The sequence below is a fragment of the Plantactinospora sp. ZYX-F-223 genome, from assembly GCF_039649625.1.
Lineage (GTDB): Bacteria > Actinomycetota > Actinomycetes > Mycobacteriales > Micromonosporaceae > Plantactinospora.
The window spans coordinates 81,976-105,568 of the sequence record NZ_JBDJAV010000027.1 but is presented as its reverse complement, the minus strand read 5'-3'; the positions used below and the strand labels follow the sequence as shown (position 1 = coordinate 105,568).

The following is a 23,593-nucleotide window of genomic DNA, read 5'->3' as shown; positions in this document are numbered from 1 at the left end:
GGGACGGTGGAGGGTCGCCGATGGCGCCGGGTAGTGGGGCGGGCGGCAAGCTGGCGCTGGATCCGGTGCTGGTCCGCCGGGCGCGGGAGTTGGCCCGGCGGGCCGGGCGGCCGGTGGTGGAGTTGGCCCGGGGCCATACGACCGTGTCGGTGGAGCGGGCGGTGTTGCGGCTGGCCGGGGTGACCGGTGCGGATCCGGACGGGATTCCGTGGGTGAACCGGCTGGTCGACGCGGTGGTCGCGGAGGTGGGGCTGGCGCACGGGGTGGCGGTGCCGGTCTTCGACGCGCTGCGGCGGGAGCTGGGTCCGGCGCCGGCCGGTTCGGACGTCGGGGCGGCGGTGACACTGCTGGCCCAGAAGGCGGCTGCCGGGTCGGTCCGGTTCGAGGTGCCGGCGGGCCGGGCGGCGCGGTCGGCCCGGGCGGCGGCGCGGCGGGCGGTCGGCGCCGGGCTGCGCCGGATCGACCGCCGTCGGGCGGAGCGGGACCGGATGGTACGCCGGCACGGCGATCCCGCTCGCCGGCCGTGGATCTATCTGATCGTGGCGACCGGCGACATCTACGAGGACATTCCGCAGGCGCAGGCGGCGGCCCGGGCCGGGGCGGACGTGATCGCGGTGATCCGGTCGACGGGGCAGTCGCTGCTGGACTACGTACCGGAGGGGGCGACCCGGGAGGGTTTCGCCGGCACGTACGCGACGCAGCAGAACTTCCGGCTGATGCGGGCGGCGCTGGACGAGTCCTCGAAGGAACTGGGCCGGTACGTGCGGCTGACCAACTACGCCTCCGGGTTGTGCATGCCGGAGATGGCGGTGCTGGCCGGGCTGGAGCGGCTGGACATGATGCTCAACGACTCGATGTACGGGATCCTGTTCCGGGACATCAATCCGGTGCGGACCTTCGTGGACCAGCGGTTCTCCCGGCAGGTACACGCCCGGGCCGGCATCGTCATCAACACCGGTGAGGACAACTACCTGACCACGGCGGACGCGGTCGACGAGGCGCACACGGTGACGGTGTCGCAGCTGCTCAACGAGTACTTCGCGCACGAGGCGGGGTTGCCGGACGCGCAGTTGGGGCTGGGGCACGCGTTCGAGATCGACCCGGATCTGCCGGAGTCGTTCCGGCTGGAGCTGGCGCACGCGCTGCTGGCCCGGGAGTTGTTCCCGGACGCGCCGCTGAAGTGGATGCCGCCGACCCGGCACATGACCGGGGACGTGTTCCGGGGCAATCTACTGGACGGCTTCTTCAACCTGGTCGGTGCGATGACCGGGCAGGGGATCCTGCTGGTCGGGATGATGACCGAGGCGGTGGTGACGCCGTGGCTGTCGGACCGGGACATCGCCCTGCAGAACGTCCGGTACGTGTTGGGTGCGGCCGGTGGGCTGCACGAGGATTTCGTGCCGGCGCCGGGCGGGTTCATCCAGCGGCGGGCGGCGACGGTGCTGGCCGAGGCGGTGGCGTTGCTGGAGCGGATCGCCGACGGCGGGCTGTTGCCGGCGATCGCGGATGGCACGTTCGGGATCACGAAGCGGCCGGCGGACCGGGGTCGGGGGCTGGATGGGGTGGCGGTGCACGCGGACGACTACTACAACCCGGCGACGGAGCTGTTGGAGGCGGGATCGTGAGCGGTGGTCCGGTGGTGCGGCCGTACGGGGACGCCACCGGGGACGGGATGGTGCAGGTGTCGTTCACCCTGCCGGTGCCGCACGACAAGCGGGCCGAGGGGGCGGCGCTGCAGTTGGCGGCGAAGATGGGGCTGGACCCGGCGATGCTGGTGCACGCCCGGCAGATGGGTGACGGCTTCACCTTCTTCGTCGTCTACGGCCGGGTGAACCATCTGGTGGACCTGTCGGCGGTACGGGTGGTGGAGCGGGACTATCCGCTGCTGTCGGCGAAGGAGGTCAACGCCCTGATCCGGCGGCGGCTGCGCCGCAAGCTGTCGGTGGTCGGCGCGTGCATCGGCACCGACGCGCACACGGTGGGGATCGACGCGATCCTGAACGTGAAGGGGATCGCCGGCGAGAAGGGCCTGGAGTACTACCGGGAGTTGCGGGTGACGAACCTGGGCGCCCAGGTGAGCGTGCCGGACCTGGTGGCGGCGGCCCGGGTGGAGCGGGCGGACGCGGTGCTGGTGTCGCAGGTGGTGACGCAGCGGGACGCGCACCTGCACAACACCCGGGAGATGTCGGCGGCGTTCCGGGAGGCGATGCCGGCGGGCCGGCGTCCGCTGCTGGTGGTCGGCGGTCCGCGGTTCGACGAGTTGATGGCCGGGGAACTGGGCGTGGATCGGATCTTCGGCCGGGGCACCACGCCGGGCGAGGTGGCCAGCTATCTGGTGCACCGGCTGGTGGCCGGCGGCCCGGCTGGACCGGACCGGGCGGCGGCAGCGTCGGGTGATCGGGATCGGTCAGCGGGCCGGGGAGTGGAAGGGGTGGCCGGGTGACCGGACGGGACGGGGCGGCGGATCCACGGCTGGGGCTGACGGTGCTGCACCGCCGGTACGTGCCGTACTCGCACGCGCACTATGCCGGCAACCTGGTGGACGGGGCGTACGCGCTGGGTTTGTTCGGCGACGTGGCGACCGAGGTGTGTATCCGGACCGACGGCGACGAGGGGTTGTTCGCCGGCTATGCCGAGGTGCGGTTCCAGGCGCCGATCCGGGCCGGGGACGTGCTGGAGGTGGCGGCGACGGTGGTCCGGGTCGGCAGCCGCAGCCGGACGTGCGAGTTCGAGTGCCGGGTGGTGTGCCGGGGCCGGCCGGACCGGGGCGGGTCGGCGGCCGAGGTACTCGATCCGCCGCTGGTGGCGGTGACCGCCGTCGGCACGGTGGTGGTGCCGCCGGCACCGGCCGGTGGCGGGCCCTGGCAGCGGTGACCTCGTACGCGGTCTGCGCCGACGTCGGCTCCACCTGGACGAAGGTGGCGGTGGTGGATCTGGCCGACGGTGCGTTGCTGGCCTCGGCGTCCGGCCGGACCACGGTCGGCACGGACGTGCTGCACGGGCTGGACGCGGCGGTGGCCGAGGCGACCGCCGGGCTGTCCGGGGCCGGGTCGGCGCCCTGGTACGTCTGCTCGTCGGCCGGTGGCGGGTTGCGGCTGGCGGTGCTCGGCTACGAGGAGCTGATCACGGCCCGGGCCGGGCACCAGGTCGGGTTGTCGGCCGGGGCCCGGGTGGTGCACGTCGGGGCGGGTCGGCTCGACGGGGCGGGGTTGGCGGCGTTGCGGGCGGCCCGGCCGGACGTGGTGCTGCTGGTCGGCGGGACCGACGGCGGTGACGCGGAGGTGCTGACCGCGAACGCCAGCCGGCTGGCCCGGGCGCGCTTTCGGGTGCCGGTGGTGGTGGCCGGCAACGCGGTGGCGGCTCCGGCGGTCCGGGAGGCGCTGGCCGGGCGCGGGGTGCCGGTGACGGTCACCGACAACGTGCTGCCGTCGATCGGCGTACTGGCGGCGGGGCCGGCCCGGGCGGCGATCCGGGAGGTGTTCCTGCGGCACGTGATCGGCGGCAAGCGGCTCTCCCGGGGCGGCCGGTTCGCCCGGCTGGTCCGGGCGGCGACCCCGGACGCGGTGTTGACCGGGGTGGAGTCGCTCGCCGACCGGCTCGGCGGGGATCTGCTGGTGGTCGACGTCGGCGGGGCCACCACCGACGTGTACTCGGTGCTGGTGCCGGACGAGCGGGCCGCTGGTCCGGGGCGGCCGGCGGCCGGGACGCTGTGGCGGGCCCGGACCGTCGAGGGTGATCTGGGGATGCGGTGGAGCGCGCCCGGGGTGGTGCGGGCGGCGGTGGCGGAGCGGCTGCTGTCCCCGGGCGAGGAGGGCCCGTTGGCGGCGGTGGCGGCGACGCTGGCGGCCGAACCGGGCCGGTTGGTGGCGACGGCCGGGGAGCGGGCGGCCGAGCGGCGGATCGCGGCGCTGGCCGCCGTGGTGGCGGTACGCCGGCACGCCCGGGGCGGCGGTGTGGCCGGGCAGCCGGGGCGGGACTTGCGGGACGTCCGGCTGCTGGTCGGCTCCGGCGGGGTGTTCCGGCATGCCGGTCCGGTGGTCGCGGCCGGGCTGCTCGACGGGGTGTCGACCGATTACGCCGGCGGCTGGCCGCTGCCCCGGTCGGCCCGTACGGTGGTGGACGTCACGTACGTGCTGGCGGCGGCCGGACTGTTGGCGCAGCCGCATCCGGTGGCGGCGGCCGGGCTGCTGGACCGGCACCTGCTGGCCGGCTCAGTCGGCTAGCTGAGTCGGCTACCGGGCGGTGTCCGGCGGGCGAACGGGAGACGAACCGGGGGCGGCGCGGCGCGGCGGATCCCGACACGCCGCCCGAATCGGACGACTGGCCGGGGGCGGTTGACAGTGCCCGGGGGGTACCACGTACCGTCTTTGAGTCCTACAACGGGAAGCGGCTGTTGTTCGCTTCGTCCCTTCGTCCGCTGGCCGAGCGACATGTGTTCGTGTCGTCGCAACGGCCAGGTCCAGCGGGCGGGGGTCGGCGGGGCGGCGCGAACCGGCTGCGGTTACCGGTGCTCGGGCAGGGTGGTGCAGGCGGCCAGTAGACAACGGCCCGACGGGAACAGCCAGTTCACGTCCGGTCGGTCCGAAGGTCGTGTGGCAATGCCCTACCACACCGGCCGGGGAGGGCCTGGGAGCATCGGGGCGCGGCTTGTCGGCCGCGCCCCGATTTTCATCTCGGTGCCGGCCTCTGTCCCTTTCGTTCGGTGCTGGCCGTTGTCGCCGGCACGCCGGCACCCGATTCGGGCCGCATTTCGACTGGTTCGGTGGGTTCGCAGCGCCGGGATTTGATCCGGGAGCGTCGCGGCTGCCGGTCCGGGTGGCCGGGCCGGTAGCCTTCGGCAGGTGGTCTCACCGGCGCCGGGGCCGGTGGCGTTCGAGAAGACGTGAGGCGCGCGTGACAGTGGTGACGGCCGAGCCGACCGAGACTGCCGAGAGCGGGGACCGGCCCGCCGAGCCGGCCGGAAGACCTTTGCCGCTGTGGCTGGCGCTGCCGGCCGCGCTCGGCGCCGGGCTGGTGCTGCTGCTGGCGTTTCCGCCGTACGGGGTGTGGTGGCTGGCGCCGGTCGGGGTGGCGCTGCTGTCGGTGGCGGTGCACCGGCGGCGGATGCGGGCCGGGTTCGGGCTCGGCGCCCTGGCCGGGCTGGCGCTGTTCCTGCCGATGCTGAGCTGGACGAACCTCTACACCGGTAATGTGCCGTGGCTGCTGTTGTCCGGGTTGCAGGCGGCCTATCTGGGGCTGTTGGGGCTGGCGCTGGCGTTCACCGGTCCGCTGGTGGACCGGTTCCGCTGGTCGTGGCCGCTGGTCACCGGGGTGCTGTGGGTGGCGCAGGAGGCGCTGCGCGACCGGACCCCGTTCGGCGGGTTCCCGTGGGGGCGGCTGGCGTTCAGCCAGGGTGACTCGCCGATGCTGCGGCTGGCCGCGTACGGGGGTGCCCCACTGGTCACCTTCGCGGTGGCGGTGGCCGGCGGGCTGCTGGTGGTGGCGGTGTGGCGGCCGTGGCGGGGGCTGCCGGTGGCCGGCTGGCTGCGCGGGGCCGGGTTCGTCGCCGGGGCGGCGGCCCTGGTGGCGGGCGGGCTGCTGGTGCCGCTGGCCGGGCCCGGCTCGGAGACCGCCCGGGTGGCGATCGTGCAGGGCAATGTGCCCCGGATGGGGCTCGACTTCAACGCCCAGCGGCAGGCGGTGCTGGACAACCACGTCAACGCCACCATCGAGCTGGCCGGCCAGGTCGCGCGGGGCGAGGCGGAGCGGCCCGACCTGGTGGTGTGGCCGGAGAACTCCAGCGACGTCGACCCGACCCGCAACGCGTCGGCGGGGCGGCGGATCTCGGATGCGGCGAACGCGATCGGCGCGCCTATCCTGGTCGGGGCGGTGCTGCTCGGCCCGGACAAGGGGCAGGTGCGTAACGCGGGGCTGGTGTGGTTGCCGGGTACCGGCCTGGACGGGTCGCAGATGTACATCAAGCGGCATCCGGTGCCGTTCGCCGAGTACGTGCCGCTGCGGGACATCGCCCGGATGGTCAGCAAGGAGGTCGACCGGGTCCGCAACGACTTCGTGGCCGGCACCGAACCGGGGGTGCTGCGGGTCGGCGGGGTGACGCTGGGCGATGTGATCTGTTTCGAGGTCGCCTACGACGAGGTGGTCCGGGACACCGTGACCGGTGGGGCGCAGGTGCTGGTCGTGCAGACCAACAACGCCACGTTCAACGTGGCGGAGGCCGAGCAGCAGTTGGCGATGGTACGGCTGCGGGCGGTGGAGCACGGCCGGGAGGCGCTGATGGCGTCGACGGTCGGTGTTTCCGGGTTCGTCGGGGCCGATGGGCGGGTAACCGGGGCGACCGGGTTCAACACCAGGGCGGTGGTGACCCGGCAGATGCACCTCGGGGAGGCCCGTACGGTCGCCACCCGGATCGGCCTGTGGCCGGAGGTGGCGCTGCTGGCCATGGCCGTGGCGGCGCTTGCCGCCGCGACGCTGCTGACCCGTCGGCGTCCGCTTCCCGGGGTCGGTACGGCGACGGCCGGCGACCCGGCGGATGCGGAGGAGCGGTGAATGAGTCGAACGGATCGGATGGGGGCGGGGACGGCTATCCGGGGGTGGGCCGGGTGCTGGTGGTGGTGCCCACCTACAACGAGGCCGACAACATCGGGGTGATCGTCGACCGGGTGCACCGGGCGGCGCCGTCTGTGGAGATCCTGGTCGTCGACGACAACAGTCCGGACGGCACGGGGGCGATCGCGGACCGGATGGCGGAAGCGGACCCCCGGGTGCACGTACTGCACCGGCCCGGCAAGCAGGGTCTCGGTGCCGCGTACGTGGCCGGGTTCGCCTTCGCGGCCGAGCACGGCTACGACGCCGTGGCGGAGATGGACGCCGACGGCTCGCACGCCCCGGAGGAGCTGCCCCGGCTGCTGGACGCGGCCCGGGACGCGGACGTGGTGATCGGGTCGCGCTGGACGCCGGGCGGTCAGGTGGTGAACTGGCCGTGGCACCGGCAGTTGCTGTCCCGGGGCGGCAACCTCTACACCCGGGTGGCGTTGGGGATGCCGCTGTCCGACGCCACCGGCGGGTACCGGGTGTACCGGGTGCCGGCGCTGGCCCGGCTGGACCTCGACTCGATCGCCTCGCAGGGGTACTCGTTCCAGGTGGAGCTCTCCTGGCGGGCGCACCGGGCCGGGCTGCGTACGGTCGAGGTGCCGATCACGTTCGCCGAGCGGGAGCGGGGGACGAGCAAGATGAGTCCGGTGATCATCGGCGAGGCGTTGTGGCGGGTCACGCTCTGGTCGGTGGCGGACCGGCGGGTGGCGCCGGGCCGGTCGCGCCGGGGCGGTACCGGCGACCAGCGGCTCCGCTGGCCGTGACCGGTGGCGTGTCATGCTGGACGTACGGGGTTTGTGGGCCCGACATCCGGATGGGGTGACATGCGCCGAGGGTTGAGGATCGTGCCACTGGCACTGCTGCTGACCGGGATCGTGGAGGTCGCGGTCTTCGTGCTGCTCGGGCGGTGGATCGGGTTCGGCTGGGCGGTCCTGCTGGTGCTGGCCGCCTCGCTGCTCGGGCTGGCCCTGCTGCGCCGGGAGGGGATGCGGGCCTGGCGGGGGCTGCGGGCCGCGGTCGAGGGTGGCCGTCCGCCGGGCAGTGAGGTCAGCGACGGGTTGGTGGGCCTGCTCGCCGGGCTGTTGCTCGCGATTCCCGGTCTGGTTACCGGGCTGGCCGGGCTGTTGCTGACGGTGCCGCTGCTGCGCCGGCTGGTGCGGGGGCAGGTGCAGCGGGTGGCCGAGCGGCGGGTCTCCGCCCAGGTCGCCGGTGATCTGTTCGGGCCACGTCGGGTGCGGGTCCGGCGGGGTCAGCCGCGACCGGACGTACGCCCGGAGCCTGCCGACACGGCGCCTGGGCCGCCGGCCGCCCCGGGTGGGGCGATCGAGGGCGAGATCGTGGAGCCGCGCCGGCCCTGATGGTCGATGACCAGGCGCGTCGATGGCCGGTTGAGTCCTCGTCGACCTGCGCCGGGCTCGCGGCCAGTGGTGGTGCCGCGACGGCACCGCGGTGGTGGACGGCCGAGGGGTGCGGTCGGGACGTGTCGGCGGCCTCGGGGTGGCGCCGGAGACAGTACCGCCCCCACGGCGACGCCGTGGGGGCGGTGGTGTGCTGCCGGCCGGCGACCGGTCAGGCCCGGCCGCGCCGGGTCCGGACCTCTTCGAGCCGTTCGGCGAGAATGCTCTCCAGTTCGGCGATCGAGCGACGCTCCAGCAGCATGTCCCAGTGGGTACGCGGCGGCTTGGCCTTCTTCTGCTCCGGCTCGCTGCCGTCGACCAGCCGGGCGACGCTGCCGTCGAACTTGCATTCCCAGGTCATCGGCACTTCGGCATCGACGGCGAAGGGCACTTCGAACTGGTGGCCCTTGGCGCAGAGGTACTCTCGGGTCTGTCGCGGGGCAAGCTCCGTGTTGCGGTCGGACTCGTAGCTGACTGCTCCCAGACGGCTCCCGCGCAGCATGCGCTCGCCCATGATCGGCTTTCCCCTCGGTCGTGGTGCGTGTTCTTATCGGTGTAACGACAGGTGCCGGGTGGGCGATTCCCGCCGCCCGGCAGAAACGTACAAGTGGTCAAACGCTCCGAGCGTAGCCGGATCTCCTCAACGGTGATCGAGATCACCGGTGTCGGCGGGGAATTGCCGGGATATGTCGCCTTGCTCCGGCTGTCCGATCCGGCCCGGCCGCACCGGGACCGGAACCAGGCGATCACGGCTCGGGGGCCGGGCCGGCGGGGCGGGATCCGGCGGGTGCCGGACGGCCGGTCGACACGTCGGCGACGGCCCGGGCGCTGAGCCCGGCCAGCGCGGCGGCGAGGTCGCTGACCTGGGTGGAGAGCTGACCGGCCCGGGCCAGGGCCGCGTCCCGGTCGGCTTCCGCCGCCGACAGCCGTCCGGTCAGCGCGTCGAGCCGGGCCTGCACGGCGGTCGCGGTGTCCCGCGCGGCCCGCAGGTCGGCCCGGGTCCGCTCCAGGTCGGCAGTCGCGGCGGCGGCCGTGGACCGGGCCCCGGCGGCGTCGGCGACCGCCCGCTCGACCTCGGCCCGGAACCGGGCCGCCTCCCCGGCCGCGCCCTCGGCGGCGGTGCGGGCCTCGGCCGCCGCCGCCCGGAACCGTTCCGCCTGGTTGACCGCCTCGGCCGCCGACCGGGCCGCCCGCTCCGAGGCGACTCGGGCCGCGTCCCGGTCCCGGGTCACCTCGGCGAGTTCCCGGGTCAGCTCGGCCAGCCGTCGCCGGTCGGCGTCCGCCTCGGTCCGCAGCGCCCGTAGCTCCCGGCGGGCCGCGTCGCGGTCCTGCTCGGCCTGGGTACGCAGCGCGGCGGCGGCGCTGGCCGCCTGCTGGGCCGCGTCCCGGGCGGCGAGCGCGGCGGCGGCTTCCGCGCTGGCCCGCTCGGCGGTGCGGGCGGCCCGCTCGGACTTCTCCCGGGCGGCGGCCCGGTCGGCGGCCGCCGCGCTGGCCGCCTGCTGTGCCTGGTGCAGGGTGACCGCCGCCGTCTCGGCGTCCCGGCGCGCCTCGTCCCGTTCGGTCTGCGCCGCCGCGATCTGGTGGGCCGCCTCGGCCCGCACCTCGGCGAGCCGGCGTTCCACCCCGGCCGGGGACAGTTCGGCGTGCAACGCCTCGGCCAGCGCCTCGGTGACCTGGTCGAGCCGGTCGACGACCTCCCAGGTGCGGGCCACCTGACCGGCCAGCCCGGGTGCGTTGCGGTGCCGCATCCGCTGGTTACGGGAGGCCCGCTGGCACGCGCCGTCGTTGTCCCGGCAGTACCGGAACGGCCGGCCCGCTGCCGCCCGCTGCGGTACCGGCCGTCCACAGTGGGCACAGGGCCGGATCTCCGTCGGCGGCTCCGGGGTGGGGGTCTGCTCGTCCATCGCCGGGGAAGTCTAGTGCGGCCCGTCCCCGGCCGTGGCGGGACGGCCGGCCGGGTAAATGCGGTGTCCCGGCCGGCCGAAAGCGGCGATACTGGCGCCTCGCCGGGCCGGTGCGGCACCCGGCCGTCGCGCGAGGGGCGTAGGGCCCGGTGGAGGAGTCGGATGGCACCGCAACACCCCGACTGGTGGCTCGACGAGCTGGCGCATGCCGGACCCGAGCACCTCGACCCGGCGTACGTCGACGGCTACGACCGCAAGGCCGGTCACGACCCGGAGGCCGACCTGGAGATACTGCGCCGGCACGGGCTGGACGGCAACGCCACGCTGGTCGACCTCGGTGCCGGTACCGGCCGGCTCACCCTGGCCGCCGCGGCGTGTTGCCGGCGGGTGGTCGCGGTGGACGTCTCGGCGGCGATGCTGGCCCGGCTGCGGGCCGGCGCCGAGCGGGCCGGGCTGGACAATGTCGAGGTCGTCCGGGCCGGCTTTCTCAGCTATACCCACCAGGGCCCGCCGGCCGACCTCGTCTACAGCCGGCACGCGCTGCACCAGCTACCGGACTTCTGGAAGGCGGTCGCGCTGACCCGGGTCGCCGGCCTGCTGCGGCCGAGCGGGATCCTGCTGCTGCGGGACCTGATCTACACCTTCGAGCCGGCGCAGGTGGCGGAGCAGTTCGAGACCTGGTTGGCCGGCGCGGCCGGGTCGACCGCCGACGGTTGGACCCGGGCCGAACTCGCCACCCACGTCCGCACCGAGCACAGCACCTTCAGCTGGCTGCTCGAACCGATGCTGGCCAGGGCCGGTTTCCGGGTCATCGAGGCGAGCCCGAGCCGCGACCCGGCCACGTACGCCAGCTACGTCTGCGTCCGGACCTGACGCCCCGACCGCGGGTGAGCCGGGAACGGGCCGGGGTGGTCAGTGCCGCTCGGGCTTTGCCGAGCGGGCCATCAGCTCCTTCACCGCGACCTGCGGCGACTTTCCGCCACGCACGATGTCGACGACCATCTCGGCGATCGGCATCTCGACGTCGTGCCGGCGGGCGAGGTCCAGGACCGACTCGCAGGAGGTGACGCCCTCCGCCGTCTGCCGGGTCGCCGCGACCGTCTCGGCGACCGTCATGCCCCGGCCGAGGTTGGTGCCGAAGGTCTGGTTGCGGGACAGCGGCGAGGAGCAGGTGGCGACCAGGTCGCCCATGCCGGCCAGGCCGGCGAAGGAGAGCGGGTCGGCGCCCATCGCCAGCCCGAGCCGGGTGGTCTCGGCCAGGCCCCGGGTGATCAGCGACGCCTTGGTGTTGTCGCCGAGGCCGAGACCGCCGGCGATGCCGACCGCCAGCCCGATGACGTTCTTGACCGCGCCGCCGATCTCGCAGCCGACCACGTCGGTGTTGGTGTAGGGGCGGTAGTAGCCGGTGTGGCAGGCGGTCTGGAGCCGCCGGGCGACGGCCTCGTCGCGGCAGGCGACGACACTGGCGGCGGGCTGGCGGCGGACGATCTCGGGGGCGAGGTTGGGGCCGGAGACCACCGCGATCCGGTCCGGTCCGGCGCCGGTGACCTCCGCGACGACCTGGCTCATCAGCTTGGCGGTGCCGAGTTCGACGCCCTTCATCAGGCTGACCAGGACACTGTCCGCGGCGATCAGCGGCGCCCAGCTGGTGAGGTTGGCCCGCAGGGTCTGCGACGGCACCGCGAGCACCACGAACTCGGCGCCCTCGGCGGCCTCCGCCGGATCGGCGGTGGCGGTGATGCCGGCCGGCAGCGGGATGCCGGGGAAGTAGTCGGGGTTGGTGCCGGTGCGGTTTACGGCGTCGACGAGGTCCGCGCGCCGTCCCCACATGGTGACCCGACAGCCGGCGTCGGCGAGGATCACCGCGAACGCGGTGCCCCAGGAGCCGGCGCCGAACACGGCCATACGGGTGGTCACCGAGCGGCCTCCCTCTTCCGGCGCCGTCCGTTCGCGGCGCGGGTCCGGTCGTAGCGTACGGGGCTGCCGGGGTCGGCCCGTACGGCCGAGTGGGTCGACGGTGGTGCGCCGGGCCGACGTACTCCGGTCATCCGGTGCCGGCGGGCAGATCCGAGCTGGCGCCGCCGGCCGGGGCGACGGGGCTGTCGCCGGCTGGGACGTGACGGTTCTGGCCAGGCGGGTCCTGGCCGGTCCGGTCGTGGCGGTTGTCGCCGGTCCGGTCCGATGTGGAGCCGAACAGCAGCCCGAGGTGGGCGTCGAGGGCGGCGACGGCCTGCTCGCCGGAGTAGTGCTGGCCGAGGACGTGGATGCCGAGCCCGTCGACCAGGGCCAGCAGGCCGGTGGCGGCGTGCACCGGGTCGATCCGCGGCGCCGCCCCGGTGGTCGCCTGCACGGCCCGGATCTGGTCGGCGATGAACGTCCGCATCTGGTCGGCGCTTCCCCGCAGCCCTTCGGCGATGGCCGGCTTGACGGCGGCGTAGGCGAGGAAGGCGAGGGTGACGTGCCCCTCGAGCCGTCGGGGCTCGTCCAGCGGCAGGATCTGGATCATCAGCGTCCGGACGAGTTCGGCGGGGTCGAGAACCCGACCGGCGGCGGTCACCTCGGTGGTGATCCGCTGCACCGCATCGTTCATCACCATGTCGAGGGCGAAGGTCATCATCTCGTCCTTGGTGCGGAAGTAGTGCTGCACCATGCCGGTCGACACCCCGGCCTCGGCCGCCACGTGCCGGAGGCTGACCGCCTCCAGTCCCTGGCTGGCGGCGAGTCGCATCAGGGCGTCGGCGAGCTGCCGGCGGCGGGCGACGTGGTCGGCTCTTCTGGGCACCCCACCACTTTACATTGCAGTCGTATTGACATGGCACGCCGAGCCGGTTACATTTCGGTCGTATTGAAAAAGAGGGGAGGCCCTGGTGAACGTGATCACCCTGGCCGAGACGTCTGCCGGGATGGCAGAACTGGTCGGTGGCAAGGCCGCCGGGCTGGGCGAGCTGATCAGGCTCGGCGAGCGGGTGCCGGACGGCTTCTGCCTGACCACCGCCGCCCACCACCGGGGCGCGATCCCGGAGGCCGAGGTGGCGGCGGCGTACCGGGGGCTGGGGGGTGGGCCGGTCGCGGTCCGGTCCAGCGCCACCGCCGAGGACCTGCCGTACGCGAGCTTCGCCGGCCAACAGGACACCTTCCTCGACGTCACCGGGGTCGACGCACTGCACGAGGCCATCGCCAAGTGCTGGAGTTCGCTGCACACCGAGCGGGCCGTCGCCTACCGCGAGGCCAACGACATCGACGGGCGGACCGTCCGGATGGCGGTGGTGGTGCAGCGCATGGTCGACGCGAAGGTCGCCGGAGTGCTGTTCACCGCCAACCCGCTCACCGGCTGCCGTACCGAGATGGTGGTCGACGCCGCCCCCGGGCTCGGCACCGCCGTGGTCGACGGCACCGCCCCGGCCGACCACTACGTCCTGGACGGCACCCGGTACGACGACCGCGGCTGCCTCACCCCCGCCCAGCTCGCCGAACTGCACCGGGCGGGCGAGCGGATCCAGGCCCACTTCGGCACCCCGCAGGACGTCGAGTGGGCGATCGACTCCGACGGCACCCTGTGGCTGCTGCAGTCCCGGCCGATCACCACGCTCTTCCCGCTGCCGCCGCCGACCGACCGACCGCAGCCCCGGGTCTACCTGGAGTTCGGGCACGTCCAGGGGATGCTCCGCCCGGTCACCCCGATGGGGATGTCCGCGCTGCGGGTGATCCTGGCCGGCATGCTCGGCTCCTTCGGCATCAGGGCCGAGATCGTCGACATCGGCGGCCGCCTCTACGGCGACCTGACCGACCTGGTCCGCGACCCGGCGACCCGCAAACGACTGGTGAAGCTGATGGCGGTGGACTTCGGCCCGCGCGCCCAGGCGGTGGTCGCGCACCTGCTCACCGATCCCCGGTTCGCGCCCGTGCCCGGCGTCCGGTCCCGCCCGGCCGGTGGTCTCGGCCCGGCGCTGCGTACCGCGCCACGGGCGATCGCCGGGATCGTGGCCGCGCTGGCCCGGCCCGAGGCGGCCCGGGTCCGGCTCTTCGAGGAGATCGACCAGCTCCGGCAGCGGGCCGCCGCCGGGTCGACCGGACCGCGTACCGCGGCCGAGCGGCTGGACCTCGTCGAGGCCCAGGACCCGTCGACCCAGTACGACCGGATCGTCTGGCCGGTCGTCGCCGGCATCCTGACCACCGCCCTGCCGGCCGAACTACTCAAGGGGATCGCCAGCCAGGCCGAGATCCACGCCGTACTCGGCGGCATGCCGCACAACATCACCATCGAGATGGACCTGGCGCTGTGGCGGCTCGCCGAGCGGGCCGGCGCACACCGCGACCTGCTCTGCACGACACCGCCGGAGGAACTCGCCACGCGGTACCGGGCCGGCACCCTGCCGGAGATCGGACTGTCCGCGTTCCTCGACACGTACGGGCACCGGGCCGCCGCCGAGGTCGACCTCGGGGTACCCCGCTGGGCCGAGGACCCGACCCCGGTCTTCGCCTCGATCGCGAACTACTTGCGGGTCACCGACCCGGAGCAGGCGCCGGACCGGCGGTTCGCCCGGGCCGCCGCCGACGCCGAGGCGGCACTCGCCGCACTCGTCCGCCGGGTCCGTCGCCGCCGACCGGTCCGGGGCCGGCTCGCCGGGTTCCTGCTGCGCCGGGCGCGGGTGCTGGCCGGGCTGCGGGAGGCCGGCAAGTTCGCCGGGCTGTATCCGCTGCGGGAGAACCGCCGGCAGTTGCTGCTGGTCGGCGCGGAACTGGCCGACGGCGGGCGGTTGGCGCAGGCCGACGACATCATGTTCCTGACCATCCCGGAGGCGCGTGCCGCCGTGTGCGACGGAGTCGACCAGCGGGCGCTGGTCGCGCAGCGCCGGGCGACGTACCGGCGGGAGTTGCGTCGCCGGCACGTACCGGTCGCGGTGCTCTCCGACGGCACCGACGTCGAGGTCGCGCTCGCCCCGGCCACCGCCGCCGCACCCGACGCCCTGCGCGGCGTCGGCGCCGCCCCGGGCACGGCGACCGGCCCGGCCCGGGTGGTGCACGATCCGGCGACCGCACGTGTCGAGCCCGGCGAGATCCTCGTCGCCCCGACCACCGATCCCGGCTGGACGCCGCTGTTCCTGACCGCCGGGGGACTGGTGACCGAGACCGGCGCGCCGATGGCACACGGCCCGACCGTGGCCCGGGAGTACGGCATCCCCGCCGTCATCTGCGTCCCCGGCGCCACCGATACGATCAGAACCGGTCAGGTCATCACCGTCGACGGCGCCGCCGGGACGGTGACGGTGGACCGGGGACGGTAGGCGGTCGGCACCGTCCTACTCGGACTGCCTGTCGGCCCACCCGTGATGCGGTCGCGGGCCGGTCGGCGACAACGGGAGGGGCGAGACCCTGAACGACGAGCCGACGACGGTCCGGCGACCGCAACGGCGGCGCTGGGGCGTCGAGGCGCGTGGCCGGTCGGCCTGGCGGCGCGGGTGGCTGCCCGCCGCCCTGGCCCTACTGGTCGCCCTGTCGTTGGCCGGCCACGCCCTGCTGCCCAACCGGATCGGCCGGCTGGGCAGCCTGCTGGAGACCTTCCTGCCCTGGCTCGGAGCCGCCGTTCCAGTACTGCTGGCGCTGCTGCGCCGTTCGCTCGCCGCTCTGGTCGCGCTGGTCTTGCCCACCACCGCCTGGCTCGGGCTGTTCGGCGGGGCGCTGCTGCCCGGGGACGGCTCCGGCGCGGGCATCACGGTGGTCCAGCACAACGTCAGCGACACCAATCCCGATCCGGCGGGCACGGCCGGCGCGCTGGCGAGGGCCCGGGCCGACCTGATCGGAATGCAGGAACTGACCACACCTGCGCTGTCGGCGTACGCGACGGTGCTGGGCCGGGACTATCCGTACCGTTCGGTGCACGGCACCGTCGGCCTCTGGTCGCGGTATCCACTGCTGGACGACCGGCCGCTGGACATCAGACCGGCCGGGTTCGGTCCGGACTGGAACCGGGGGCTGCGGGCCACCGCCCGGATGCCTGGCGGCGACGTCGCCGTCTACGTGGCGCACCTGCCGTCGGTGCGGTTCGGCCTGCCGGACGGTTTCGGCACCGCGCGGCGCGACGAGAGTGCCCGGCTGCTGGCCAGGGCGATCGACGCCGAACCGCTGGCGGCGGTGATCCTGATCGGTGACCTCAACAGCACGGTGCAGGACCGGGGGCTGGCACCGGTCAGCGAGCTGCTGCCGTCGACCGGCGCGGCCTTCCCGTTCAGTTGGCCGACCGCGTCGCCGGTCGCCCGGATCGACCAGGTGATGGCCCGGTCCGCGACCGTCACGGACCTGTGGGCACTGCCGGCCACCGACAGCGACCACCTGCCGATCGCCGCCCGCCTCAGCCTCTAGCCGGTGCGGCCGGGCGGTATCCGGCCAGCGGGGCTGGGCAGGCCACGCGGCCGGGCGCGATCCGGGCGGCGGTGCCGGTGACGGTCCGTGGTGGTCGGCAGCGGCGGCGACGGTCAGCCGTCGGCGGAGTAGCGGGCGGCGAGTTCGGTGCCGATCCGGGCCAGCTCGGCCCGGACCGACGGTGGTTCGAGTACCTCGACCAGGGCGCCCCAGCCGGCCAGATGGCGGGCGATGTCCAGCGCGGTGGGTGCGGCGAGCCGGACCCGGGCACGCCCGTCGCCCTGCTCGTCGTCGGGACGGCAGTGCCGGCCGAACTGGTCGCGCAGCACCGGCAGGTACCGGGGCTCGACGAGTACCGTCGCCCAGGTCCGGGAACGCCGCTGCTCCACCTCACCGACCACCGCGCGCCAGGCGGCGCCGAGGGTGAAGCCGTCCGGGCGTTCGGCGGGCTGTTCGGTCGGCTCGGCCTCGACGATCCGGTCGATCCGGAAGGTGCGCTGCCCCAGCTCCGTGCCGGCCAGCAGATACCAGACGTCGTCCTTGTCGACGAGTCCCCACGGGTCGACCAGCCGTTCGGAGCGTTTCCGGTCGCCGCCGACATAGCTCAGCCGGACCTTCCGACGGCGGATCACGGCCGTCTGGAGCAGGTCGACCAGTTCGGGGCGCGGCCGGTCCCGGCCGCTCCACCGGGTCCGGTCGACCACGGTGGCGCCGGCCGCCGCCTCGGCCTCGGCCCGGAAGGTCTGCGGCAGTGCCCGGACGAGCTTGCGTAGCGCCGCGCGGGCCTCGTCCGAGCCGGCCGCCGCCGGACCGACGAGCAGGAACAGGGCCCGCGCCTCCGCCGAGGACAGGCCGGTGAGGTCGGTACGGGCGCCGCCGACCAGCGACCAGCCGCCGTTGCGGCCGGGCTGCGGATACACCGGCACCCCGGCGGTGCCCAGCGCCGCCAGGTCACGGCGGGCGGTGGCCACCGAGATCTCCAACTCCTCGGCCAGCTCGGCGGCGGTCACCCGACCCCGGGCCTGCATCAGCAGCAGGGCGGCGACGAGACGGTCGGCGCGCATGCCAGCATCCTGCCCGGAAAAGTGCTCAATCGGTGCGCACTTTTCCTCGGAGGATGGACCTTGTCACCGACCGGAAGGAAAAATGTCATGTTGCGTGGACTCACCACCGTCACCCTTTTCGCCGACGACGTCACGGCAGCTCGGAACTGGTACGCGGAACTGCTCGGCGTCGAGGCGTACTTCGTGCGCCCGACCGAGGGGGCACCGGCGTACGTCGAGTTCCGGATCGGCGACTACCTGCACGAACTCGGCATCCTCGACAGCCGGTACGCCCCGTACGGCCACCCGGACCAGGTCGGCGGTGCGATCGTCCACTGGCACGTCGACGACATCCAGGCCAGCTTCGACCGGCTGCTGTCCCTGGGCGCCACCGTGCACGAGAAGCCGGTCGAGCGCGGCCCCGGCTTCGTCACCGCGTCCGTGGTCGACCCGTTCGGCAACCTCCTCGGCATCATGTACAACGAGCACTACCTGGAGGTGCTCCGGTCCGGGACGGGCCGGTAACGGCGGGTACGCCGCGTCGGGACAGTCAGTCCAGCCAGCGGATGCGCCGGAGGACTTCCCCGGCGATGTCGGGCACGGGTCGGCCGTCCGTGTCGACGCGCAGGTCGCCGAGCGTCGCCGCTTCCAGGGCTTCCGCCTCGGCGGTCGCCTCGTCGGCGACCTGACGCAGCCGTGCCGCCGGTCGCCCCTTCAGGTCGTCGCCCGCGATCAGCGGGCCCTGGCCCTGACCCCGGAGCAGGATCCGTTCGGTCAGCGAGTCGCGGCCGGCGTGCAGCCGGCACAGTGTGATCCGCACCGACGGCAGCGCTTCCCGGTACGTCCGCACGGCCTCGTCGTCGCCGACCGGACCGACCACGATCATGCGTCGCAGACCGGTGGCCCGGTAGGTCTGCCAGACGGCGGCGAGATTGCTCGCCCGGAGCGGATGGTTCCGGGGCGACTGGACACCGGCGGGGCGGTAGAAGCCGATCTGGTCGAGGTCGACGAACGCGGCACGCCTCCCGGCGTTGCTGACAGTCGTGTAGATCTCCCAACCGACCGTGGACTTGCCGACCCCGGTCGCGCCGCACAGCCACAGGATCTCGCCCGGACCGGCGGGGTACCTCGGGTAGGGCCCGGCCGGGTCCGCGGCCGTTGCCGCACCCGTACCGGTCAGCGTCGGCCAGCCGCCGGTCTCGGCCAGCACCAGCTTGAGAACGTCGGTGACAGTCCGGCCCGTCGTGTCGACGCAGAGGCCGGTCGGGTGGTTGCGGTCCAGCGCATCCGCGTACTCCAGCACCTGGTCGGCGGCGGCGTCCCCGGCCCGGCCACGGCCGGCCAGCCGCTGCCGCAGCTCGTACGGCTCGACGCGCAGCCGGCACGGCGTCAGCGCCAGGTGCGGGAGCAGGTCGACGTCGATCCCACGGACGGCGTCGACGACTCCCGAGGCGACGAGGCAGCGGGCGCCGGCGGCCCGGACGTTCGCCGCCACCAGGTTGAGGTTGCGGGCCTGCCGCCGGTGCCGACCCGGGTCGGAGGCCGGCTCCGGGGCCCAGTTGTCCGGCCTCGGCTGGGCGTAACACATGCCCAACTGGTCGAGGTCGACGTAGCCGGTGGGCATCCGGCGGGAGAGCTGGGTGAACAGCTCCCAGGCGACGGTGGACTTCCCGACAGCGGGCGGCCCGTAGAGCCACAGCACCGGCAGCGGTGCCGCACTCATCGGCGGGCTCGCCACCGTGCCGACGGCGGCACCATGGCTCGGGTCATGGTCGCGAGTATCGTGACCGCCTGCGGCCAGGTCGACCGAATATCCGGTAGGCGGCCGGCGTCGGCGCCGCGCACCCCTGGCGTCCACCGTGCGCCGTGCTCGACCGGGGCGGCTGTCGGTACGGCGCGCGGACGCCGGTGCCGGCACAGGTCAGGTACGGCGGTTGTGGGTGCCGGGGGTGTAGCCGAAGGCGCGCTGGAAGACGTCGATGAAGGCGCTGCCGGGGGCGCATCCCGCCACCGACCGGCCTGAGCCGCCGGCATTTGAAGGCTTCACCACGCCGCCCTGCTGATCTCGCGGATAAGATCGCGATCGAGGCGACCGCCTGCCGGGCCTGATCATGGACGACTACGGCACCTCGGGCACCGGCACGGTCGGCGAGGTCAGGGCGCGCGACTTCAGCTAGGGGCTCGGCGCGTCCGCAGCCACCGGCGAGCTGCTGAGGCGGTCGGGCGGGAGGCGGTAGACGGAGACGTGGGACCGGGATTCGCCGGTGAACTGGGAGCCGGTCCAGTCCGCGTGCCTGGACTCCAACTCGAAGCTGGCCAACTGTGCCATGAGATCCAATTCGGCGGGCCAGACGTAGCGGTGCGGACTGCGGAACACACGTGCGTGTCGACCGTCGTCGAACCGGAAGTGGTGCGACACCACCTGCTGCCGCAGGAGGTCGTAGGTGTCCAGACCGACGTAGCCAGTTTCGGTCCCGAAGACGACCGCCTGCTGACCCGGTGGGAGTTTGCGCAGCTCAGGCACCCAGAGCTCGATGACGAACCGACCACCGGGCAGCAGGTGACGGGCGGCGTTGCGGAAGCATGCGACCTGCTCGGCCTGGGAGAGCAGGTTCGAGATGCCGTTGTAGACGAGGTAGACGAGGGTGTGCTTCCCACCGGTGACGGCGGTGGCCATGTCTCCGACCACGACCGGGATCGTCGTCTCGTCGACCTTGGTACGCAGTTGCTCCACCATCGCAGGGGACAGTTCGATGCCGGTGACCGGTACGCCGCGCTCGGCGAGCGGAACGGCCACCCGCCCGGTGCCGATGGCGAACTCCAGCGCCGGTCCGGCACCGGCAAGTTCGGCGAGGCGGTCCACGACGGGCCCGAGGACCTCGGGTGCGAACATCCCCCTGCCGGGAGTGTCGTAACGCTGGGCGACGTCGGCGTCCCAGATCTCCTCCTGCCGCATCTGGCCACAATCGTGGCCCTGTCCATGCGCTGTCCACCGAATTTGCGGGGTCAGCCGCGACCGGGAACGTATCCAATCAGGAGGTCACCATGCCGGACGGCTTTCTTTCGGCGCGACTCGTCGGGGCTGGCGACGTCCGGGTGGTCAGCGAGAACCGGCCGGTGCCGGGCGAGGGGGAGTGGCTGGTCGAGGTGACCTCGGTCGGGTTGTGCGGGTCGGACCTGCACTGGTTCACCGAGGGGTCGATCGGCGACGTCAGGCTGGCCCGCCCGCTGGTGCTGGGCCACGAGATGGCCGGGGTGGTGCGGGGCGGGCCCGCCGACGGTACCCGGGTCGCGATCGACCCGGCCGTACCCTGCGAATCCTGCCCCGAATGCGCGCGCGGTGACGGCAACCTGTGCACAGACGTGGTCTTCGCCGGGCACGGCGGGTGTGACGGCGGGCTGCGGCAACTCATGGCGTGGCCCAGCGACCGGCTCGTACCGCTGCCCGACTCGCTCTCCGACGACGAGGGCGCGCTGCTGGAACCGCTCGGCGTCGCCGTGCACGCCCTGGACCTCGGGCACCTGCGCGTGGCCAACACGGTCGGGGTGGTCGGGTGCGGGCCGATCGGGCTGTTTCTGGTGCAGCTCGCGCGGCTGGCCGGCGCCACCCGGGTGCTGGCCGCCGACCCGCTACCGCACCGGCTGGAGGCGGCCGTGACGTTCGGCGCCGAGCCGATCACCGATGCCGAGCAGAGCGCCGCCGACGTGGTCTTCGAGGTCGGCGGCACGGACGGCGCGGTGGACGCGTCGCTGCGGCTGGCCCGGCCCGGCGCGCGGGTGGTGCTGGTCGGCATCCCGGACGGCGACCGCACGTCGTTCTCTGCCTCGGTCGCCCGCCGCAAGGGCCTGACCCTGGTGATGTCCCGCCGGATGGGCGAGGTCTATCCGCGCGCGATTGCCCTGGCCACCAGCGGCCGGCTGGATCTGTCGTCACTGGTCACCGGGGCGTACCCGCTCAGCGACATCGACGCGGCACTGTCCGCCGCAGTGGCCCGGACGGGCCTCAAGGTGGTCGTCCACCCCCAGGGCTGAGACGCGCCCGTCCGGGATCGACCGTCAGGCAACCGTCAGGTTCGCCGACGCCGGACCGTCAGGCACGGGCGGTGTGCTGAGGCTCCTTGACCCACGACCACGGGAGTCTGCCGTCATGGCCGCATTGCTCTACCGGCTCGGCGCCTGGACCTATCGGCGCCGCCGGACCGTCCTGGTGGCCTGGCTGGCCATGCTCGTCGCCGTCGGGGCGCTCGCCGGCAGCGCCGGTGGCTCCTACGAGGACGACTTCTCGATCCCCGGCTCGCGCGCCCAGCGGACCCTGGACACCGTCGCCGAGCAGTTCCCCGCCGCGGCGGGCACCTCCGCGCAGGTGGTGTTCGTCGCCCCCGCCGGCCACCAGGTCACCGAGCACCGAGTCGTCATCGAGCGGACCCTCGCCGCCGCCGCGAAGGCGCCGCAGGTGGCCGGGGTGGTGGACCCGTTTGCCGCGAAGACGGTCTCGCCGGACGGTCGCGTCGCCCTGGCCATCGTGGACTATCAGCAGAAGCGCGCCCGGCTGGAGGGCGGCTCCCTCGAAGCGCTGGAGGACGTGGTCCGACCGGCCCGCGAGGCTGGGCTGCGGGTGGAGGTCGGCGGGCCGGCGTACGCCGACAGCTCCGGCGACGGTGGCCAGGGCACCGAGGCCGCCGGCCTGCTGATCGCGCTGGTCGTCCTCGTCATCACCTTCGGTTCCCTGGTGGCGGCCGGACTACCTCTGCTCACCGCCCTGCTCGGAGTCGGGGCCACCGTCGCCGGCCTGGCCACGGCCGCGGGCATGCTGACGCTGCCGACGACCGCGCCGGCCCTGGCCCTCATGCTCGGGCTGGCGGTCGGCATCGACTACGCGCTGTTCATCGTCGCGCGGCACCGGTCGCAGTTGGCGTCCGGCATGCCCGTGGCTGAGTCCGCGGCCCGGGCGATCGGCACGGCCGGCGCCGCCGTGGTGTTCGCCGGCCTCACCGTGGTGATCGCCCTGGCCGGGCTGACCGTCGTCCGGATACCGTTTCTGACCGCGATGGGACTGGCCGCGGCCGCCGCCGTGATCGTCGCGGTGCTGGTCGCGATCACTCTGATCCCGGCGGTGCTGGGCTTCGCCGGGGACCGGCTGCGCCCGAGGCCCGGCTCGCGGACCGTTCGGCGCGAGGCCGCGGATGCCCGGCCCACCATGGGCGCGCGCTGGGTCCGGCTGGTCACCCGCCGGCCGCTGGTCACGACCCTCGCTGTCGTCGCGGCGCTCGGCGTCATGGCCGTACCGGCGGCAGGGTTGCGGCTCGCGCTCACCGACAGCGGTTCCGCTCCGGCGGCCAGCACGCAGCGGCAGGCGTACGACCTGACAGCCGCCGCGTTCGGGCCGGGCTTCAACGGCCCGCTGCTGGTCCTGGCCGACCTGAAGAACGAAGGCGACAATCGGGCCGCCGCCACGGCGCTGGCCGAGCGGCTCGGCGCGGTCGACGGGGTGGCCGCCGTCGGCCGCCCGCAACTGTCCGCCAACGGCAGGTACGCGCTGCTGACGGTGATCCCCGAGACCGGGCCGCAGGACGAACGTACCGAGCGGCTGGTGACCGGCATCGAGACCGCGGGCGGGGGGTCCGTGTCGGTCACCGGCGTGACCGCCATCGGCATCGACATCTCCGAGCTGCTGAACGCCTCGCTCGTACCCTTTGCTCTGGTCGTCGTGGGTCTGGCCTTTCTGCTGCTGATGGTGGCCTTCCGGTCGCTGGTGGTACCGCTGAAGGCGACGCTGGGGTTCCTGCTGTCGGTCGGCGCGACGCTGGGCGCGGTCGTCGCGGTGTTCCAGTGGGGGTGGCTCGCCGATCTGATCGGGGTCTCGCGCACCGGGCCGGTGATCAGCTTCATGCCGATCATCCTCATGGCGGTGCTGTTCGGCCTGGCAATGGACTACGAGGTCTTCCTGGTCAGCCGCATGCACGAGGAGTACGCCCACCGCGCCGACCCGCAACGCGCGGTCGCCCAGGGGTTCCGGGCCTCGGCACGCGTGGTCGCGGCGGCCGCCCTGATCATGATTTCGGTCTTCGCGAGCTTCATTCCGGACGGCGACGCCACGCTGAAGCCCATCGCCTTCGCGCTCACGGTGGGCGTCCTGCTGGATGCGTTCCTGATCCGGATGACGCTCGTGCCGGCGGTGCTGGCGCTGACCCGGCACCGCGCCTGGTGGCTGCCGCGGTGGCTCGATCGGGTGCTGCCGAACCTGGATGTGGAGGGCACGCAGCTCGGCCGGCGCGCTTCCGTCGTGATGGTGAGATAG

Annotated in this window: 20 protein-coding genes and 1 pseudogene; 13 read left to right on the top strand and 8 right to left on the bottom strand. The window is 73.9% G+C overall.

Annotated elements, in window-relative coordinates:
- Nucleotides 1-20 precede the first annotated feature (20 nt).
- From AAH979_RS26080 to AAH979_RS26050, 7 genes and pseudogenes are all read left to right on the top strand, one after another.
- On the top strand, nt 21-1,625 hold the full coding sequence (locus tag AAH979_RS26080) for a lysine 5,6-aminomutase subunit alpha (protein WP_346260759.1): 1,605 nt from the start codon (nt 21-23) through the stop codon (nt 1,623-1,625).
- Nucleotides 1,622-2,350: pseudogene (locus AAH979_RS26075) on the top strand (OAM dimerization domain-containing protein); the annotation flags it as partial. The gene AAH979_RS26080 and the pseudogene AAH979_RS26075, both read left to right, overlap by 4 nt.
- 89 nt (nt 2,351-2,439) lie before the next feature.
- Nucleotides 2,440-2,874 carry a hotdog domain-containing protein gene (locus AAH979_RS26070; protein WP_346260758.1) on the top strand — a complete coding sequence of 145 codons (435 nt, stop codon included), beginning with the start codon at nt 2,440-2,442 and terminating at the stop codon, nt 2,872-2,874.
- Complete coding sequence (locus tag AAH979_RS26065) at nt 2,871-4,223, top strand: glutamate mutase L (protein WP_346260757.1); 1,353 nt, start codon at nt 2,871-2,873, stop codon at nt 4,221-4,223. Before AAH979_RS26070 ends, AAH979_RS26065 begins: the two co-directional genes overlap by 4 nt.
- 679 nt (nt 4,224-4,902) lie before the next feature.
- Nucleotides 4,903-6,546 carry an apolipoprotein N-acyltransferase gene (lnt, locus tag AAH979_RS26060; RefSeq protein ID WP_346260788.1) on the top strand — a complete coding sequence of 548 codons (1,644 nt, stop codon included), beginning with the start codon at nt 4,903-4,905 and terminating at the stop codon, nt 6,544-6,546.
- Nucleotides 6,543-7,355, top strand: coding sequence for a polyprenol monophosphomannose synthase (locus tag AAH979_RS26055; protein WP_346260756.1), 813 nt, complete (start codon nt 6,543-6,545; stop codon nt 7,353-7,355). The genes lnt and AAH979_RS26055 overlap by 4 nt, the downstream gene beginning before the upstream one ends.
- 60 nt (nt 7,356-7,415) lie before the next feature.
- A complete protein-coding gene (locus tag AAH979_RS26050) occupies nt 7,416-7,949 on the top strand; it encodes an FxsA family protein (RefSeq protein ID WP_346260755.1) in 534 nt (177 codons plus the stop codon).
- A gap of 211 nt (nt 7,950-8,160) precedes the next feature.
- On the opposite strand, the gene AAH979_RS26045 is transcribed toward AAH979_RS26050, so the two are convergent.
- On the bottom strand, nt 8,161-8,502 hold the full coding sequence (locus AAH979_RS26045) for an RNA polymerase-binding protein RbpA (protein ID WP_101366032.1): 342 nt from the start codon (nt 8,500-8,502) through the stop codon (nt 8,161-8,163).
- A 232-nt stretch (nt 8,503-8,734) separates the two neighbouring features.
- Nucleotides 8,735-9,892, bottom strand: a complete 1,158-nt coding sequence (locus AAH979_RS26040) for a hypothetical protein (RefSeq protein WP_346260754.1) — start codon at nt 9,890-9,892, stop codon at nt 8,735-8,737.
- Nucleotides 9,893-10,054: 162 nt separating this feature from the next.
- On the opposite strand from AAH979_RS26040, the gene AAH979_RS26035 reads away from it, so the two are divergent.
- Nucleotides 10,055-10,765 carry a methyltransferase domain-containing protein gene (locus tag AAH979_RS26035; RefSeq protein WP_346260753.1) on the top strand — a complete coding sequence of 237 codons (711 nt, stop codon included), beginning with the start codon at nt 10,055-10,057 and terminating at the stop codon, nt 10,763-10,765.
- Nucleotides 10,766-10,804: 39 nt separating this feature from the next.
- On the opposite strand, the gene AAH979_RS26030 is transcribed toward AAH979_RS26035, so the two are convergent.
- Together AAH979_RS26030 and AAH979_RS26025 are read right to left on the bottom strand one after the other, a co-directional pair.
- Nucleotides 10,805-11,809, bottom strand: a complete 1,005-nt coding sequence (locus tag AAH979_RS26030; RefSeq protein ID WP_346260752.1) for an NAD(P)H-dependent glycerol-3-phosphate dehydrogenase — start codon at nt 11,807-11,809, stop codon at nt 10,805-10,807.
- Between the two features lie 127 nt (nt 11,810-11,936).
- Nucleotides 11,937-12,674 (bottom strand): TetR/AcrR family transcriptional regulator, encoded by a 738-nt coding sequence (locus tag AAH979_RS26025; protein WP_346260751.1) that lies wholly within the window; start codon nt 12,672-12,674, stop codon nt 11,937-11,939.
- 85 nt (nt 12,675-12,759) lie between these two features.
- Here AAH979_RS26025 and AAH979_RS26020 point away from each other — a divergent pair, with 85 nt between their 5' ends.
- Nucleotides 12,760-15,177, top strand: a complete 2,418-nt coding sequence (locus tag AAH979_RS26020) for a PEP/pyruvate-binding domain-containing protein (RefSeq protein ID WP_346260750.1) — start codon at nt 12,760-12,762, stop codon at nt 15,175-15,177.
- A gap of 214 nt (nt 15,178-15,391) precedes the next feature.
- The gene (locus AAH979_RS26015; protein ID WP_346260749.1) at nt 15,392-16,252 is read left to right on the top strand and encodes an endonuclease/exonuclease/phosphatase family protein; all 861 of its coding nucleotides are present in this window, start codon (nt 15,392-15,394) and stop codon (nt 16,250-16,252) included.
- A gap of 113 nt (nt 16,253-16,365) precedes the next feature.
- Here AAH979_RS26015 and AAH979_RS26010 read toward each other — a convergent pair whose 3' ends face one another.
- Nucleotides 16,366-17,316 carry a WYL domain-containing protein gene (locus AAH979_RS26010; RefSeq protein ID WP_346260748.1) on the bottom strand — a complete coding sequence of 317 codons (951 nt, stop codon included), beginning with the start codon at nt 17,314-17,316 and terminating at the stop codon, nt 16,366-16,368.
- A gap of 87 nt (nt 17,317-17,403) precedes the next feature.
- On the opposite strand from AAH979_RS26010, the gene AAH979_RS26005 reads away from it, so the two are divergent.
- Nucleotides 17,404-17,820: a VOC family protein gene (locus AAH979_RS26005; RefSeq protein WP_346260747.1), complete on the top strand. Its 417-nt coding sequence runs from the start codon at nt 17,404-17,406 to the stop codon at nt 17,818-17,820.
- Nucleotides 17,821-17,845: 25 nt separating this feature from the next.
- Here the strand turns inward: AAH979_RS26005 and AAH979_RS26000 are convergent, their stop codons facing one another.
- The 3 genes from AAH979_RS26000 to AAH979_RS25990 form a co-directional block, all read right to left on the bottom strand.
- A complete protein-coding gene (locus AAH979_RS26000) occupies nt 17,846-19,018 on the bottom strand; it encodes a hypothetical protein (protein WP_346260746.1) in 1,173 nt (390 codons plus the stop codon).
- A gap of 198 nt (nt 19,019-19,216) precedes the next feature.
- A complete protein-coding gene (locus AAH979_RS25995) occupies nt 19,217-19,345 on the bottom strand; it encodes a hypothetical protein (RefSeq protein ID WP_346260745.1) in 129 nt (42 codons plus the stop codon).
- A gap of 123 nt (nt 19,346-19,468) precedes the next feature.
- Nucleotides 19,469-20,251, bottom strand: a complete 783-nt coding sequence (locus AAH979_RS25990; protein ID WP_346260744.1) for a class I SAM-dependent methyltransferase — start codon at nt 20,249-20,251, stop codon at nt 19,469-19,471.
- 89 nt (nt 20,252-20,340) lie between these two features.
- Here AAH979_RS25990 and AAH979_RS25985 point away from each other — a divergent pair, with 89 nt between their 5' ends.
- Nucleotides 20,341-21,327: an alcohol dehydrogenase catalytic domain-containing protein gene (locus AAH979_RS25985; protein WP_346260743.1), complete on the top strand. Its 987-nt coding sequence runs from the start codon at nt 20,341-20,343 to the stop codon at nt 21,325-21,327.
- 115 nt (nt 21,328-21,442) lie between these two features.
- Nucleotides 21,443-23,593 (top strand): MMPL family transporter, encoded by a 2,151-nt coding sequence (locus tag AAH979_RS25980; protein WP_346260742.1) that lies wholly within the window; start codon nt 21,443-21,445, stop codon nt 23,591-23,593.